Raw genomic sequence first — 17,684 nt, forward strand, 5'->3', positions numbered from 1 at the left:
ATTTAGAGGAAAATAAGGATAAACAAGGAAAAACCCTTACATATATTGTAAGGGTTAACGAAGTTCTAATCTTCTGGATAAAATTGATAAACTATAATTTACGATAAAGTACATACAAGCTACTACCATAAACGTTGGAATCATATAATTCACATTTTGCCCGCTAATAATTTGAGCATTATGCATAAGCTCTGGCAGTGATATAACAACTGCTAATGCTGTATCTTTCAGCAATGAAATAAATTGACTGACAAGCGGTGGAACCATTCTTCTTAATGCTTGTGGTAAAATGATATGCCAAAGCGCTTGCACATACGTTAATCCTGAAGATCTTGCGGCCTCAATTTGTCCTTTTTCAATCGATAATAGACCACTTCGAACAATTTCAGATATCATTGCTGCTTCAAATATTGTTAAAGCAACAATTACAGCTGTTATAATTTCTAATTTCAAGCCTGCTTCTGGTAGTGCAAAATACGTGAAAAATATAATCAAAAGTAGTGGTAAATTTCGAATTACTTCAACGATAATTCCTAATACTTGTGAGACGACAGGTATTTTCATGTAGCGCAATATCCCTATTACACTACCAATAATAAAGCTAAGTACAATTGCTACGAGCGCTACCTCTAACGTTATAAGTAATCCTTTTAATAAAAATAGAATATGATCCCCTGTAATTGCTCCCTTAAAATCCATTTACACCGCCTCCTTTGCTAAGCGTTTTTCTAAATAACGCACTAGCATACTGAGCGGAATTGTTAATATTAAATAAAACATCCCGACAAATATATATACATCAAACGTAACAAACGTCTTCGTTGAAATTAAATCTCCTTGATACATTAAATCAGCACCAGCAATAATTCCAAGTATTGAGGAGTTTTTAACTAAATTGAGAAACTGGTTTCCTAAAGGGGGAATTACAATTTTCATAGCTTGAGGTAAAACGACATGGTACATTGCTTGCGTATAAGTCAATCCTGAGGAACGTGCTGCTTCCATCTGACCTTTCTCGACTGATAGAATACCAGCGCGAATAACTTCCGCAATAAACGCTGCTGTATATACGGTAAGCGTAACTGTTCCTGCTACAAAACCATTTAAAGTAATTCCTATTACAGGTAACGCGAAATAAAATATAAATGCAATTAATACGAGCGGGATATTTCTTACAAACTCTACAAAAGCTGAACCTACCCAATTTAAAATACGAATCGGTGCGATGCGCATTACTGCCAAAATTACTCCTAAAATAAAACTGCCTATCAATGCAATTACACTAGACATAACTGTATATTTAAATCCTTCTAAATACATATCAATGTTATTCGTTAATATAGAAAAATCAGGCACATATTCTCCCCTCTTTCTTTACAAGAAGAGGATGAGCACTCTCATCCTCTCACTTTTACTATTTATCAAGAAAAATAAAGTTTCACTTTACTTCTCTTGTTTTTGACCGATCCATTTTTCATACAATTTATCGTATTCCCCGCTCGCCTTCATATCTTTTAGTAAGTTATTAATCTCTTTCGTTAAATCGTCTGCACCTTTTTGCACTGCAATTCCGTACGGTTCATCTGTAAAAATTTTTCCTACTACTTCATAATTAGAATCTTGTTTTGCCATTCCGTAAAGGATTGCATTATCTGTCGTTAACACATCACCTTTACCTGCCTTTAACGCTGTAAATGCCTCACTATAATTTTCAAATTCTAATACAGTCGCTTCTGGTGACTTTTGACGAATGTTATTTGTAGATGTTGATCCTTTTACAGCTAATACTTTAACGCCTTGTTTTATATCATCGATGCTCTTAATATTGCTTCCTTTTTTCACAAGTAACGATTGTCCGGCTTTAAAATATACATCTGAGAAATCCACTTCTTTTTTGCGCTCTTCCGTAATTGTCATTGTCGCAATAATTGCATCAATATCACCATTTTTCAGCATTGGAATACGTGTTTTAGACGTTACTTCTTTCAGCTCTAGCTTCTTTTCATCTCCAAGAATTTTTTTCGCAAGTGCCTTCGCAACATCAACATCGAATCCTTCTACTTGCCCTGTTGAAGGATTTTTTAATCCAAATAAATTCGTATCATTCTTCACCCCGACTACTAATTTTCCTCGTTTCTTAATTTGCTCAACAGCCCCGCCTTGCTTCGTATTTGTTTCCTTTGCCTCATCTTTCTTACTTCCGCATCCAGCAACAACAAGCACGAATAAACATGAAAATACGATTAAAGTAAATAACTTTTTCATTTTAAGCATGGAATTCCTCCTCTAATGATTTAGCACCCGACTTAAAAATAAACGAGCTCTTTCTTGTTCAGGATTTGCAAAAAATTGCGCCGGTGTCGTATCTTCAATAATTTGACCATCATCCATAAATAAAATCCGATCTGCTACTTCTCGCGCAAATCCCATTTCATGCGTGACAACGACCATTGTCATCCCTTCTTTAGCTAGCGTTTTCATAACATCAAGTACTTCCCCGATCATCTCCGGATCAAGAGCAGACGTAGGCTCATCGAACAGCATAATTTCCGGCTGCATCGCAAGTCCTCTAGCAATTGCTACTCTTTGCTGTTGTCCTCCGGATAATTGATGTGGATATACATTAGCCTTCTCCGGGATTCCTACTTTCTCTAAATAAAACATTGCTGTTTTCTCTGCTTCTTCTTTGGAAACTTTATTTACTTTAATCGGTGCTAGTGTAATATTTTGCAGAACTGTTTTATGTGGGTATAAATAAAAATGTTGAAAGACCATCCCAATATTTCGCCGCAATTCATTCATGTCCGTCTTTTTATTGTGTACCTCTGTATTTTGTACAATTAATCCTCCATCTGTAATTGCCTCTAATTGATTTATACATCGAAGCAATGTACTTTTTCCTGATCCTGAAGGCCCGACAACTACTACCACTTCTCCTTTTTTCACTTGCACATTAATATTTTTCAAAACTTGAAAATTACCATAATATTTATTTACATTACGAAATTCTATCAACATACTCCCCCTTCCCCTAACAACGCATGTACATTCTTTTTATATTCAAAAATAGTCCCAAAAATAACTTTCAGCTTCAATTTGTCCATAAAAAAAGCAAAGGGTTTCCCCTTTGCTTCTTCATTTCTATTCTATTAAGATACTTCTTCTTTCTTATCTTTCCCGTATTCATGCTCCCAAAAATCAGCATTTTTAATTCCTAATGGCTGCGGATCGAATACTGGATCTTTTCCTTCTTTTTTCTGTTTTTCATAATCCTTTAATGCGACTAATGCAGGTTTTTGTAATAATAAAATCGCAATGATATTTACCCATGCCATAATTCCTACACCGATATCACCTAAAGCCCACGCCGTTGCTGCTGTTTTAATACAGCCGTAGAATACAGCTCCTAAAAAAACAAATTTTAGTACAATAGACAACCAAGGACGGTCTTTATCACGATTTAAGTACGCGATATTCGTTTCTGCAATGTAGTAATACGCCATAATTGTTGTAAACGCGAAGAATAATAACGAGATTGCAACGAAACCGTTTCCAAATCCAGGGAAAACAGATTCTACCGCCGCCTGTGTATATCCTGGTCCTGGCTGAGCGCCATTTAATTTATTAACGATAAAGTTTTTTCCGCTTGCATCAAATACGTTATACATGCCTGTAATAATCATCATAAATGCTGTTGCTGAACAAACAAATAATGTATCAATGTAAACGGAAAATGCTTGCACTAAACCTTGCTTAGCTGGATGTGATACTTCAGCTGCTGCTGCTGCATGTGGTCCAGTTCCTTGCCCTGCTTCATTGGAATAAATACCTCGTTTTACTCCCCAAGAAATTGCTAAACCGATAATACCACCGAAAGCCGCTTCTAATGCAAAAGCACTTCTTATAATTAGCATAAATGCTTCTGGCAACTTTTCAATATTCATAGCAACAATAACGCAAGCTACTAAAATATAACCAACTGCCATAAACGGTACGACAACTTGTGCAACGTTAACAATTCGCTTTACTCCACCGAAGATGATAATAGCTAGTACAACAACTAATAAAGCCCCTGATACGGTAGTGTTAATTCCAAAAGCTGTTTCTAAACTTACAGCAATACTATTTGCCTGCACACCTGGCAGTAAAAGCCCCGTTGCAAGAATTGTCGCTGCAACGAATACTAATGCATACCATTTCACACCTAAACCTTTTTCAATGTAATAAGCAGGTCCACCACGAAACTGTCCTTGATGTTTCGTCTTATATATTTGCGCTAATGTAGATTCTATATAAGCTGATCCTGCTCCTAAAAAGGCCACTGCCCACATCCAAAATACAGCTCCTGGTCCACCGAAGGCAACCGCTGTTGCTACCCCAGCTATATTCCCCGTCCCAACGCGTCCTGATAACGAAAGTGCTAACGCTTGAAATGAAGAAACACCAGCCTCTGATTTTTCACCTTGAAATGTCAGCTTCACCATTTCTCCTACATGCCTTACTTGTAAAAACCTCGTTCGAATGGAAAAATATAAACCTACTCCTAAACATAAATAAACAAGTGCTGGACTCCAAACAATATTATTTAACCAATTCACGAAAGCTTCCAACATTCCCCCTCCTTCTTTATAAAGAATATTCAGAATATATATAAAATTATAAGTGTATACTGAATCTAGGACAATATTATTTTAATAAAGTAAACATATTTTTGTATAAAAAAACAAAGTATATATTTGTTTTATATACTTTGTTTCGAACTAAATGTATTATATATTCACAATTGCTTCTCTTTTTATAATTCTTTCATATAGCTCTTCTGATAATTCTCGGAAGTTATCTGGCATACCTTTCCCCTTAAACTTCTTTTGAAGTGTACCGTATAAACCAACATCACGTAGACGTAAAAACAACGGTAACGATTCATACCAACTATCCGCCAGTCTGTGCTCATGCTCATAGCCTTTTCGTAACACTTGTAGCTGTTTACGAGCAAAGTCTGTCTTCTCTTCCGCTGTCCATGGTGTAAATAGAATAGAGTAATAGAGAACCATCGCTAAATCATGTATAAAGTAATTATAAGCCGCATCATCAAAATCAAAGATTGTTAGCTCTTTACCATCATAATGAAAATTACCGGGATGGATATCACCGTGCATAAGACCGAACGTTTCTCTTTCAACTGGAAGGGCCTTAATCTCATCCATTAATACCGCTGCAATCTTTTTCACTTGATCATCTTCTAATTCATTAACAATTCCACTTTCGTCTTCTTCCCACGTATCACGATAGTCTGTTTTAGGATAGCTCATTGTTAGGCGATGCAGTTGTCCAATCGCTTTTCCCCATGCTTCAAAGTAAGCCTCTCCCCAATAAGGTGATTCCTCTCCTTTTACTTGCTCACCTTTTGCATATGTAAATAAAGAAGCAAAAAAGAAAGTGCTATCTTCCGCTCCAATTTCTTCTACAAGATTTTGAGAAGTTGAGTTAAGAGGTCCTGCTACCTTTGCCCCATGCTCCGCAACATATCGTAAAAAATCTAGTTCAGCTTCAACTTCTTTTTTAGAGCGATGCGAAGAATGCGTTAAACGTAATACATAGTCCTCATCATTATCTCCCTTCGCCTTAAAAATATAATTTTCAAAATCTCCAAGCGGCTTCTCTTCCACTGTTACATGAAATGCCTTTGCCGCTCTTCTTAAAATCTCTTTCGTAAAAACACGTTCTACAGCTATTTCCATATGTATCCCTCCTATATATCTTCTTAATTCGACACAAATGTGAGAAGTACTGCTATGAAATTGAATAATGCGTAGAAGATGCCGGGAGATAACTTTAAATCCATTTTTTCTCAAATATTCCAAGCATAAATTTTTCACAAACAACAAAAATTAACAGAAGGAATTTTATTCTAAAAGAGGTGGAAATTATGACACAACAAGAAGAACAGCAAAAGAGTAAGAATCAAAAGCATATGTTTCCATCACTTCCGGAAAATATTAATTACATTGAAAATAAGCTCTGTCATTCAGATGATATAAAAAAATTAGATATCCCTTTTCAAAACGGAAAAGGAATAATTTTATATATCGAATCTTTAGCAGACCCAAATTTAATTCATCAATTAGCTCTTGAACCCTTATTAACTCGATCTGATCTATCTTTAGATAAAGCATTTTCTACATTAAATATGAAAAAAGAAACGAATTTAAATTACGGTGTACAACTTTTATTACAAGGTAAATCTTTATATTTCCATGAACATGTCGAAAGCTTTTGTACTTTTGAAACAGCATTATCTTTAAAAAGAGCTATAACAGAACCTGATAATGAAGGGATTGTACGCGGACCACATACTGGTTTCGTAGAAGATTTAGCAACCAATTTAGCGTCTATTCGTAAACTCATAAAAAGTCCAAATGTCGTCGTTAAATATTTCACACTTGGTGAAGAAATGCACACGAAAGTGGCAATTACTTATATTCAAAATATAGCTAATGACGATCTCGTTGCAGAAGTGAAAAGAAGATTAGAAATGATTAAGACAGACGCACTCATGCCACCAGGCTACATACAAGAATTTATAGAAGATACGTCTTTCTCACCATTCCCACAGCAATTAAATACAGAGCGCCCAGATAGAACTGCTGCTAATTTAATGGAGGGACGAGTCGCTATTTTATCAGATGGAGATCCAACAGCACTTATCGTTCCTGTTACACTCTTTGCCTTCTATCAATCACCAGATGATTATAATAACCGCTGGATCGTCGGTTCTTTCGTCCGAATGATTCGCTTAGTAAGTTTCTTAATCGCCTTTCTCTTACCAGCTATATATATCGCAACCGTCGCTTTTCATCCAGATGTGTTGCCACTCGAACTCGTCTATACAATTAAAGCCTCATTAGAACAAGTGCCACTTCCTCCTATTTTTGAAGCTCTCTTAATGGAATTGATCTTCGAATTATTACGAGAAGCTGGTATTCGTTTGCCGAGCCGCGTTGGACAAACAATCGGTATTGTAGGCGGTTTAGTAATTGGGGATGCAATTGTAAAAGCTGGACTCGTTTCTTACACAATGATTATCGTTGTAGCTTTAACTGCAATTGCTTCTTTTCTCGTACCATCAAATGATATGAGTTCAGCAGTTCGGATTCTGCGTTTCCCGTTAATGGTTCTTGCTGCTATATTCGGCTATGTAGGGATTTCATTCGGCATAATTATAACTTTCGTTCATTTATGTCAACTTCATTCTTTTCATACACCATATCTTTCTCCTCTTGCACCAATGCGGATAAAAGATATGAAAGATTCCTTTGTAAGATTTCCAATTTGGTCATTTTGGGAACGACCACATGATTCAAAACCAAAAAAAATGCAACGACAACATGTAACGAGAGAGGATGAGAACGGTGACAAACACGCAAAGTAAAATTTCACTTGTTCAATTGACCTTTTTCGTTATCCAATGTCAAATCGGGGTTGGTATACTTTCTCTCCCAAACCGTCTTCACCCAATAGCAAAAGGTGGTGGATGGATTTCTGTTCTCATTGCGGGGCTGGCAACTCAACTTATCATTTTACTCATGTGGTTTTTATTAAGAAGGTTTCCTGATGCAAATATGTATGAAATTGCTTGTATGATGTTTGGTAATAAATTTGGAAAACTATTAGGGTTTTCTTATGTTTTTTATTTTACTCTTATCGGTATGACCGTTATGTTAAATGCATGTACCGTCATTAAAATATGGATTTTACAAGCAACTCCTTGGTACGCAATTCTCCTATTATTTACAATAGCTTGTTGCTACGTAGCCTATAATACCTTTAAAGTAATTGTACGATTTTATGTCATGGCCTCTATTCTCATTTTACCTATGGCGCTTTTAATTGGACTTGGGCTCTCACGGGCTGATTTTTCTTATATTTTTCCCATTACAGAGGCTGGATGGTGGAATATTATTAAAGCATCGAAAGAAACAATTACAGCTATGTATGGTTTTGAAATCTTTCTCATCGCATTTCCTAAAGTAAATGGGACTGCTGTTGCAAAACTAAAGGCAATTTCTATCGCTAACGGATTCGTAACTCTTTTTTATGCTTTTACTGTTTGGATTTGCTTTATCGTATTTAGTCCAAAGCAAGTTGAGCTTATTCCAGAGCCAGTTGCTTACTTATTGCGCTCCTTACATATTGGGATTGTAGACCGTACTGATTTAATATTCATACCAATTTGGATGATAACTGTCGTAGCTTCTATTGCTAGTTGTTACGCTGCTGCTTCTATAGGTATTGGGCATATATTCAACCTTGCTAATCATAAAAAATCTGTTCCAATTGTTGGAGTTATTTCTTTTAGTATCGCCTTATTTATAGATACACCTGAAGAATTAAAATTGATTGCAAATTTCACTGATAAATTCACTTATATTTTCATTATCGTTCTTCCTTTTTTATTTCTTCTTTATTCCTTATTAAGAAATAAGAAAGGAGCTCCATATGCACAAAAAAACAGTTAAATTATGTAGTATCTTATGTGCTAGCTCACTTCTTTCTGGTTGCTGGGATCAAGAGCCTTTAAGAGAGGCTAGATTAGCTTATAGTATTGGATTTGATATTACAGAAGAAAATCAACTTCAGCAAACGGTTGAACTTGTAAGAAGTTCAGGAAGCCAACAATCTTCATTTGAAAATGAAATACATTCAGCAACCGGCCGTAACATACGCGATACTAGCGATACTTTGAAAGAAAATGTGACTGGAAATATTCGCTATTTCAAATACGGTGTGCAACTATTGGGAACAAAAATTCAAAAAAAGGGGATATTACCTTATTTAGATATTAGTTTTCGGGACCCTACAAACCCCACTGCTCTGGTAAAACTTATTTCAGTAGATGGTGAAACAGCTGCAATACTAGAAAAAAAGAAAGTAGGAAATTTACTAATTGGAGATTTTCTAAAGAAAAAAATTAAAAGCTTAGAGGACATGAGCATATTTCCAAATGAAACTTTGGAAACAGCCGCTACAAAAATGTTAGATCCCGGCAAAGATTTCACCCTCCCATCTATAAAGCTAAAAGGAAAAGAAGTTGTAACCAATGGGATAGCTCTATTTAATAAGGATAAATTAACTGGGCTTTTACCTTCACGACAATCGGTACTCTTCGTATTACTAACTGATAAAATGGGAACGAGCGCTCGCATAACCCAAAAGCTTACAAATAGCGATTCATCTAATACGTCTGACTACATTACCATTGACGTGAGCAATCAGAAATTAAAACGAAACTTAAAAATAACAACAGATAAAAAAGGAAATGTTTATGCTCACATTAAGCTCCAACTAAAAGTTATAGCAATTGAATCTCCAAGAGATAATCTGTATACAATGGACGACAGAGAAAAACTAAATAAAGAACTGTCTAAACAGCTCACGAAAGAGGCGAAAAAAATAATAAACAAACTCCAAAAAGCAAACTGTGATGCTTTCGGTATCGGCAGACACCTTATCGCTTATCACCCTGAGTTATGGAGGAAAAAAAATTGGGATAAAGATTATGCAAAAGTAAAGTTTAAACCTGAAGTAGAAGTAAGCATTTTGTATAGTGGTGTCTTAAAATAAAAGGTTGTATGCCCATGTGGCATACAACCTTTTTATTTCGTATATCGATACACAATTGATTCATATGGTCTTAAGTTAAGTTTTGCAATATCCTTGCTCGCATCTTTATAATTCGACAGTAGTACTTCTTGTTTCATTCCATCTAATTGAACGTGCGCTGGTACAGAGTACGTTATTTCTTCTCCATAGAAGTTATTTATAACAAGTAGTACTTCACTTTCTGTAGTACGAGTATATGCCCAAATTTTAGGATCATTTTTATCCAAAATAGCATATTCTCCTTCTGTAATTACATCATACGTTTTTCTAAGTTCTATTAACTTTTTATAATGATAAAATACAGACTCTTTATCTTCTAATGCCTTCTCTACGTTTATTTCTGTAAAGTTTTCAGCCACTGAAATCCAAGGTGTACTTGTTGTAAAACCACTGTTCATCTCTTCATTCCACTGCATCGGAGTACGAGAGTTGTCACGAGATTTTTGTTTTAAAATCCCGATAATCTCTCCTTTTGATAATCCTTCTTCTCGCTTGATATCGTATATATTTAACGATTCCACATCGCGATATTGCTCGATGGACTCGAATTTAGGATTCGTCATACCGATTTCTTCGCCTTGATAAATGTAAGGTGTTCCTTGCAACATATGCATAGCTGTCGCTAACATTTTCGCAGATTCATTTCGGTACTTTCTATCATCACCGAAGCGTGACACTATGCGAGGTTGGTCATGATTACACCAAAATAACGCATTCCATCCTCCGCCCTTTTGCATTTCAATTTGCCAGTTAGACATAATCTCTTTTAATTTAATAAAATCAAACTCTGCTTTCGTCCACTTATCACCATTCGGATAATCTACTTTTAAATGATGGAAACTAAACGTCATGCTCAGTTCATTACGCTCAGGATTAGAATATTTAATACAATTATCAATTGTCGTAGATGACATTTCTCCAACTGTAATTACATCTTTTCCTGCAAAAACTTTTCGGTTCATCTCTTGTAAATATTCATGAACACGCGGACCATCTGTATAATACTTGCGTCCATCACTTGTCGCAGTATTACCTTCATCGTTTAAGAAACATTGGTCTTTTGAAATTAAGTTAATGACATCTAATCGGAATCCTGTTACCCCTTTATCCAGCCAAAAACGCATCATATCATATACTTCTTCGCGAAGTTGTTCATTTTCCCAATTTAAATCAGCTTGTGTTTCATCAAATAAATGTAAATAATATTGCTCCGTCTTCTCATCATATTTCCAAGCAGATCCACCAAACTTAGACTGCCAATTATTTTTTTCATCACGCCAAATATAGTAATTACGATATGGACTATTTTTATCTTCCTTCGCTTCTTTAAACCACTTATGTTCAGTCGAACTATGATTTACAACAATATCAAGCATAATTTCAATGTTACGTACTTTCGCTTCTGCTAAAAGTTCCTCAAACTCTTCCATCGTTCCGTAAGATGGATCAATGCTGTAGTAATCACTTACATCATATCCATTATCATTTTGTGGTGATTGGTATATCGGTGTTAACCAAATATAATCCACTCCGAGTTCTTTTAAATAATCTAGTTTCTCTGTAACCCCTTTTATATCACCGGTTTCTTTATTGTAATAGCTATTAAAGCTCTTCGGATAAATTTGATAGACTACACTTTTATGCCAATCCTTCATGTTTAACTTCCTCCTACTTCTGTTTGACTCTTTTTGCAAATAACCATGTTAAAGTAAATGGGATTACAACTGCAATAATCATTCCTACAATAAACATTGGAATCGATTTCGGAATGATAGAAATAAATGCTGGCAATCCGCCAATTCCGATAGCAGGTGCTAATACACCATTTAATGTAATGAATATCGCTGCCACAGCAGACCCTATAATCGCTGCATAGAACGGGAACTTATTTCGTAAATTCACACCAAACATCGCTGGTTCTGTAATACCGAAGTATGCTGAAATGGCTGATGTTGATGCCATACTTTTATCATTTTGATTTTTAGAAATCCAGAACATTGCAAGTGCCGCACTACCTTGCGCAATGTTAGAAAGAGCAATCATTGGCCAAATGAATGTGCCACCGTGCTGTGCAATCAATTGTAAATCAATTGCAATAAACATATGATGCATACCTGTAATTACAAGCGGTGCATATAATGCTCCAAACAATACTGCTCCAACTACTGGTACTGTTTCATATACACCTACTAATCCTACTGTTAATAAATCTCCAATATGACGTGTAACCGGACCGATAATTCCTAATGCTAACACACCTGTCACAACGATTGTTGTAATTGGTACAACTAATAATTGAATTGCATTTGGTACATGTTTCTTTAAGAAAATTTCCACTTTACTTAATACAAAAGCTGCTACTAAAACAGGTAAAATTTGTCCTTGATATCCTACCTTCTCAATTTGGAACAGTCCTAAAATATTGAAGTACTCAATCTTTTGACCCTCTAAACCAGTCGCTGCTTTTCCATAGTCCCAAGCGTTTAATAAGGCCGGGTGCACAAGCATTAATCCCATAACAATCCCTAGTATTGGACTACCACCAAAACGCTTCGTTGCTGACCACCCGACAAGTGCTGGTAAGAATACGAATGCTGTATTGGCCATCATATTAATTAAATCCCAAAGCCCGCCTAAGTTCGGATAAACATCTAATAAATTTTTCCCATCAAAAAATAAGTCCTTTGCCCCTAATAGATTGTTAATACCCATTAGTAAACCAGCTGTTACGATCGCTGGTAATATCGGCATAAATACATCCGAAAATATTTTCACAAACTTTTGAGCTGGATTTAACTTCTGATTTCCAGAATCTTTTACGTCAGCTACAGTCGATTCTTCCATACCTGCAAGCGTTATCAATTCAGCGTAAACACGATCTACATCCCCTGGACCAATTACAACTTGAAATATACCAGCGTTATGAAACGCTCCTTTCACTAATGAAACAGACTGTAATTTATCATTATCTATTTTACTTTCATCTTTTAAAGCGATACGGAGCCTTGTCACACAATGTGCAGCTTGTTCAATATTGTCTTTCCCACCAATATACTGCAACACTTCCTCTGCTGTTTTACGATAGTCTTTCCCCATATTCCCGTCCCTCTTTTCTTTTTTTGATACCGTTTACAATTACATATTAACTCGTATATATAAGTTAGTCAACACTCGTATATACGAGTTTGTGTTTTTTTTATAAAAAAAGAGATGAAACAATATTTTGTTCCACCTCTTTACTTCCTGCGTGCCACATCCGAAAAGTGAAAAATATCTAAACGGTGGCGTGATTCTGTGTATTCAAACTGACTTCCATCATACAAATGTGTAAAGTTTTTCACAACGACAACATAGTCTGTTCCATTTAAATCTAAATACTTTCTGTCATCCTCTGTACACGGCTGTACTTCAATTACCCTCTGCGAATAACTAATATGTAGCCCAAGCTCTTTCTCAATGTATTTATAAATCGATGCAGTTGCAATTTCTTTCGTTAATCCTGGAATAAACTCAGATACAAAATGATTTATATCTAAAATTACTTTTTCTCCATCAATATTTCGTACACGTTTAATATGATCAATCTCTGTTTTTTCTTTTACATTTAATAATTTCGCAATTTCTTTTGTGGCTTTTTCTTTGTCCATTTCCACAACTTCCGTAATACAATGACGTCCTAAACGTTCATTTTCTTCTTGGAAACTTACAATACCGCCAAAATTAAATTCAATATTTTTTCGCTTTAAAACAAAAACACCTTTTCCATGAATTTTTTGCACATATCCACGCTCTTGCAGTAAATCTACAGCTTTTCTTACCGTGCCTCGGCTTGCCTCATACTGCTTCATTAATTCTGTTTCTGATGGGATTTTGCATCCCTCTTTTAATTGTTTATTATCAATAGATTTACTGATTTCTGTATAAATTTGTTCATACTTACTCATCATCTACAATAGCCCCTTGTCACCTTCTAATTCTATATGTATTATAACATGCTTCACTCTTCTGCCAATCTCTCACTTATTTTCCAGTACAAGAAAAATATAGGTAAATATTTAATCTTTAAAACGTATTTTTATAAAAATTTTTATATTTTTCTTTTCATTCAAAAAAACATGTAGTATACTAACTTCAAAATCAGAGGAGAAAGGGAGCAAAGAACTATGCTTACTTATACAACAACTGTAGTTTCATTTGCACAAAAACATCATCATCATACGTAACCCTTGAAACCTAGCGGAAAAATTACGCGTAGGTACAAGGGTTATTCCCGTTGTACCTACGCTTTGGCGAAAGAGCCATGTAGGTATTTTTTTATCTACATGGCTCTTTTTTTATTGTCAAAAAGCTAGTAAAAAATGATGTTTAAGCAAAACTTACTACAAAGGAGTTAACAAAAATGGAAACGAAAAAATGGGGATTATGGGTTTTAACAGCATTTGTTATCGGGAATATGGTTGGCGGTGGCGTATTTATGCTTCCAGCAAATTTAGCACAAGTATCAGGGCCAATGGGTTCTACACTCGCATGGAGTATTACAGGCCTTGGCGTATTTATGATTGCACTTGTATTTGGAAATTTAGCGATTCGGAAACCAGAATTAAAAGCTGGACCACAAAGCTACGCTCAAGCGATGTTTCCTTCAAAAAAAGCTGGTAAAGTTGCGGGATATAGTATGGCATGGGGATATTGGGCTGCTAACTGGGCTGCAACAGCATCTGTTATTATTTCCTTTGCTGGATATTTATCAACATTCTTTCCAGTTTTACAAAGTAAGCAAATTCTTTTTTCAATAAACGGATTTTCACTAGAACTCGGAAAAGGATTAACTTTCCTCGTATGTAGCCTTATGCTGTGGGGAATTCAATATATTCTTTCTCAAAATATTGATCGAGCTGGAAATATGAATCTACTTGCTACCATTGCAAAAATTATCGGATTTACAATGTTTATTGTAATTACATTATTCATTTTCAATGCCTCTAATTTCGGAGACGGTCAAACCTTTATGAATGAAGCAGGACAATCCATCTCGTTAGGTGGACAAATCAATTCAGCTGCTATTGCAACACTCTGGGCATTTATCGGTATTGAATCAGCAGTTATGCTTTCTAATCGTGCAAAATCACAGCGCGATGTAAAAAAAGCTACGATTTTCGGATTAATTATCGCTCTTCTTATTTACATGTCAATTACTTTACTTACAATGGGAGCTCTTCCGCAAGATGCTTTAAAAGAGTCTCAAAAACCATTAGTAGACGCATTAAATTTAGCAATTGGAAATAAAGGCGCATATATCATGGCTTTACTCGCTCTTATATCTTTATTTGGATCTACAGTTGGTTGGATTGTTGTTAGTTCAGAAGTACCTTACCAGGCAGCAAAGAATGGACTTTTCCCTAAGTTTTTCGGGAAAACAAATAAAAAAGGTAGTCCTTCAAAATCATTATTGATTACAAATGTAATGACGCAAATTTTCTTATTTTCAACGATTTCTGGTACTGTTTCAGAAGCGTATAGTTTCGCTATTGTCGTAGCAACATTAGCCTATTTAATTCCATACCTAGTTTCTACTCTGTACCAATTCAAACTGGTTATTACAGGAGAAACGTATGATATAATGCCTGGTTCTCGAATAAAGGACGGGATTATCACTACATTAGCATTTGTATACTCAATTTGGGTTATCAAAACGGGAACTGCTGATTTAAAAACGTTCTTCTTAGGAATTGGATTATTCGTATTAGGTCTTATTCTTTATCCAGTACTAATGAAAGACTCACAAAAAACGGATTAAATAAAGAGAAGCTGCTGGCTTCTCTTTTTTATTAAAAATCTGTAATTAACTTTTCTTTTAACTCTCCTACAGATAAAGGTTTCGCATAATAAAATCCCTGTACATAATCACAGCTCATTGATTGTAACAAACTCTCTTGCTCTACTGTTTCTACCCCTTCAGCAACTACTGCTAAATTTAAACTATGAGCAATTTCAATAACAGATTTTACAATTGTTCGTTCTGGTTGCGCGTGATCATAATGAAATTCACGAATAAAATTACGATCAATTTTCACAATATCCAGTGGTAGTTGTTTTAAATAATATAAGGAAGAATAGCCAGTTCCGAAATCATCCAAAGCAATTAAAACACCCATATTTCTTAATTCTTGTAATGTAGCAATAATATAATCAAAATGGCGGACTGCAATGCTTTCCGTTATTTCTAATATTAAACGGTTCGGAGGAAAACCAGTTCTCTTTAAAATGCTACGTACAGACAAAATAAAACGTTTCTGCATTAATTGTTGTATAGATAAATTCACAGATAACTTTAGTCCTTCTTGATAATTTGGCAATGTTTTAAACAATCGGCACGATTTTTCTAATACCCAGTCTCCTAGCTTTATAATAAGTCCAGACTCTTCAGCTACCGGGATAAATTCGCTTGGTGCAATGGGGCCGTCTTCTGTCATACAGCGTACTAAAGCTTCTATACCAGAATATCTCTTCGTTTTCAAATCAATAATAGGCTGCAATGCTACATCTAACTCTTCATCACGAATTGCCTTTTGCAAAGCAAACTCAACTTTCATTCTACGATTTATTTTCGCCCGTAGCTCATCTGTAAAGAAACATGCAGCGTTTCTACCTTGTTCTTTTGCACTATACATAGCTAAGTCAGAGTTTTTCAATAACGTTTCCACGTCTAGTCCGTCTTGTGGATAAGAACAAAGTCCTAGACTAGCTGAAATGTATACTTCATGGCCTTCCAACATAAATGGTGCCTGAAAACATGACAACACAGATGTCGCTAACTGACTCATATCATCTTGCCTATGATTTTTTGTTAACAGCACAAATTCGTCGCCACCTAGCCTAGCCAGAACATCTTTCTCTCCTAGTACATAATGCAACCGTGAAGCGACTTCGCTTAAAAGTAAGTCCCCTATCATATGACCTAACGTATCATTTACTAATTTAAAACGGTCCAAATCAAAGTAAATCATACCAAATTCTTTTTTATCTGCAATCAATTTATTAACGGTTGTTATTAATTGCAAACGGTTCGGCAAACTGGTTAAAGCATCATGATAGGCAAGTTCCCTATAACGACTTTCACTTAGCCGCAATCTATGTTCTGCTTCTTTTCTACTACTAATATCATTTCGAATTGCGATAAACTGGTATGGCTCTCCTTTTTCATTTAAAAATGGAACAATTGTTGTTTTGACCCAATAATATGTACCATCTTTTGCTCGATTCCGAATCTCACCTGTCCATACTTTCCCATTCAAAATACGTTTCCATAAGTTTTGAAAAAAGGTTTTCGGATGATGTCCTGAATTTAAAATACGGTGATCTTTTCCAATTAATTCTTCTCTTTTGTATTTAGAGATTTCACAAAATTTATCATTTACATATGTAATAAGACCTTTTCGATCTGTAATTGCAACAATTGAAGACTCATCTAATGCTAACTTTAAATCTCGCAATGAAGAGTCATATAATGCATGACCTCTCTGTTCTAGCATGCGCATCTCTCCTTGCTTCCTATCTGACTAAAACACAACCTGTTTCTCTTCATAGAAATAGAGATATTTCATTTTCTAATACTAGCCCATTACATAAATTATCTTTTTAAATAGACCGATTAAAATAACATAATATTATTTGTAATAAAAAGCAATATTATACCGTTTCAATTATAACTAGTAGCTTCTCATCTCCCTAATTATTTCGCACCTTATTATACTGCAATCCTTTTAAGTGGCTCTATCCAAGCCCTGTTTCTAACTAATACCATTCACATCTGATCTCTTTACTCTTTAATAACAAAATAGAAATTAGACCATACTACATAACTATTCACGAATAATAATATGAAAATCTACATTAATGTATATGTTTTTGAATTACAATAACAAAATATTAACATATTTTCACCTTAATTTTGGAAGTATTTTATAAATAAATACCGTATTAAACTAAAAAAGAGGGTAGCCTCTTTTTTAGTTTAATAC

Annotated in this window: 14 protein-coding genes; 4 read left to right on the top strand and 10 right to left on the bottom strand. The window is 35.1% G+C overall.

Going from position 1 to position 17,684, the window contains the following annotated elements:
• Positions 1–54 precede the first annotated feature (54 nt).
• From DN403_RS26360 to DN403_RS26390, 6 genes are all read right to left on the bottom strand, one after another.
• A complete protein-coding gene (locus DN403_RS26360) occupies positions 55–699 on the bottom strand; it encodes an amino acid ABC transporter permease (protein ID WP_000345975.1) in 645 nt (214 codons plus the stop codon).
• The gene (locus tag DN403_RS26365; protein ID WP_001112685.1) at positions 700–1,356 is read right to left on the bottom strand and encodes an amino acid ABC transporter permease; all 657 of its coding nucleotides are present in this window, start codon (positions 1,354–1,356) and stop codon (positions 700–702) included.
• Between the two features lie 87 nt (positions 1,357–1,443).
• Complete coding sequence (glnH, locus tag DN403_RS26370) at positions 1,444–2,274, bottom strand: glutamine ABC transporter substrate-binding protein GlnH (protein ID WP_000916489.1); 831 nt, start codon at positions 2,272–2,274, stop codon at positions 1,444–1,446.
• Between the two features lie 12 nt (positions 2,275–2,286).
• The gene (locus DN403_RS26375) at positions 2,287–3,015 is read right to left on the bottom strand and encodes an amino acid ABC transporter ATP-binding protein (RefSeq protein WP_002083770.1); all 729 of its coding nucleotides are present in this window, start codon (positions 3,013–3,015) and stop codon (positions 2,287–2,289) included.
• A 134-nt stretch (positions 3,016–3,149) separates the two neighbouring features.
• Positions 3,150–4,610: an alanine/glycine:cation symporter family protein gene (locus DN403_RS26385; protein WP_000387172.1), complete on the bottom strand. Its 1,461-nt coding sequence runs from the start codon at positions 4,608–4,610 to the stop codon at positions 3,150–3,152.
• Between the two features lie 159 nt (positions 4,611–4,769).
• Positions 4,770–5,741: a phosphotransferase enzyme family protein gene (locus DN403_RS26390; protein WP_016078614.1), complete on the bottom strand. Its 972-nt coding sequence runs from the start codon at positions 5,739–5,741 to the stop codon at positions 4,770–4,772.
• A gap of 188 nt (positions 5,742–5,929) precedes the next feature.
• Here DN403_RS26390 and gerKA point away from each other — a divergent pair, with 188 nt between their 5' ends.
• The 3 genes from gerKA to DN403_RS26405 are packed head-to-tail and all read left to right on the top strand — an operon-like array spanning position 5,930 to position 9,624.
• On the top strand, positions 5,930–7,432 hold the full coding sequence (gerKA, locus tag DN403_RS26395; protein ID WP_000193671.1) for a spore germination protein GerKA: 1,503 nt from the start codon (positions 5,930–5,932) through the stop codon (positions 7,430–7,432).
• Positions 7,413–8,519 (top strand): GerAB/ArcD/ProY family transporter, encoded by a 1,107-nt coding sequence (locus DN403_RS26400; RefSeq protein WP_000185806.1) that lies wholly within the window; start codon positions 7,413–7,415, stop codon positions 8,517–8,519. Before gerKA ends, DN403_RS26400 begins: the two co-directional genes overlap by 20 nt.
• Positions 8,500–9,624, top strand: coding sequence for a Ger(x)C family spore germination protein (locus tag DN403_RS26405; protein WP_000549146.1), 1,125 nt, complete (start codon positions 8,500–8,502; stop codon positions 9,622–9,624). The genes DN403_RS26400 and DN403_RS26405 overlap by 20 nt, the downstream gene beginning before the upstream one ends.
• A gap of 32 nt (positions 9,625–9,656) precedes the next feature.
• Here DN403_RS26405 and treC read toward each other — a convergent pair whose 3' ends face one another.
• From treC to treR, 3 genes are all read right to left on the bottom strand, one after another.
• Complete coding sequence (treC, locus tag DN403_RS26410; protein WP_149185911.1) at positions 9,657–11,318, bottom strand: alpha,alpha-phosphotrehalase; 1,662 nt, start codon at positions 11,316–11,318, stop codon at positions 9,657–9,659.
• Between the two features lie 13 nt (positions 11,319–11,331).
• Positions 11,332–12,759, bottom strand: a complete 1,428-nt coding sequence (gene treP, locus DN403_RS26415) for a PTS system trehalose-specific EIIBC component (RefSeq protein WP_000513939.1) — start codon at positions 12,757–12,759, stop codon at positions 11,332–11,334.
• A 140-nt stretch (positions 12,760–12,899) separates the two neighbouring features.
• Positions 12,900–13,610: a trehalose operon repressor gene (gene treR / locus DN403_RS26420; protein ID WP_000987242.1), complete on the bottom strand. Its 711-nt coding sequence runs from the start codon at positions 13,608–13,610 to the stop codon at positions 12,900–12,902.
• A gap of 452 nt (positions 13,611–14,062) precedes the next feature.
• Between treR and DN403_RS26425 the strand changes: the two genes are divergently transcribed.
• Positions 14,063–15,460: an amino acid permease gene (locus DN403_RS26425; protein ID WP_000448446.1), complete on the top strand. Its 1,398-nt coding sequence runs from the start codon at positions 14,063–14,065 to the stop codon at positions 15,458–15,460.
• Between the two features lie 31 nt (positions 15,461–15,491).
• Here DN403_RS26425 and DN403_RS26430 read toward each other — a convergent pair whose 3' ends face one another.
• Positions 15,492–17,195, bottom strand: coding sequence for a putative bifunctional diguanylate cyclase/phosphodiesterase (locus DN403_RS26430; protein ID WP_000893348.1), 1,704 nt, complete (start codon positions 17,193–17,195; stop codon positions 15,492–15,494).
• Positions 17,196–17,684: the final 489 nt, after the last annotated feature.

The sequence above is a fragment of the Bacillus sp. AY2-1 genome, from assembly GCF_008368965.1.
In the GTDB taxonomy this organism is placed as follows: Bacteria; Bacillota; Bacilli; order Bacillales; family Bacillaceae_G; genus Bacillus_A; species Bacillus_A thuringiensis_S.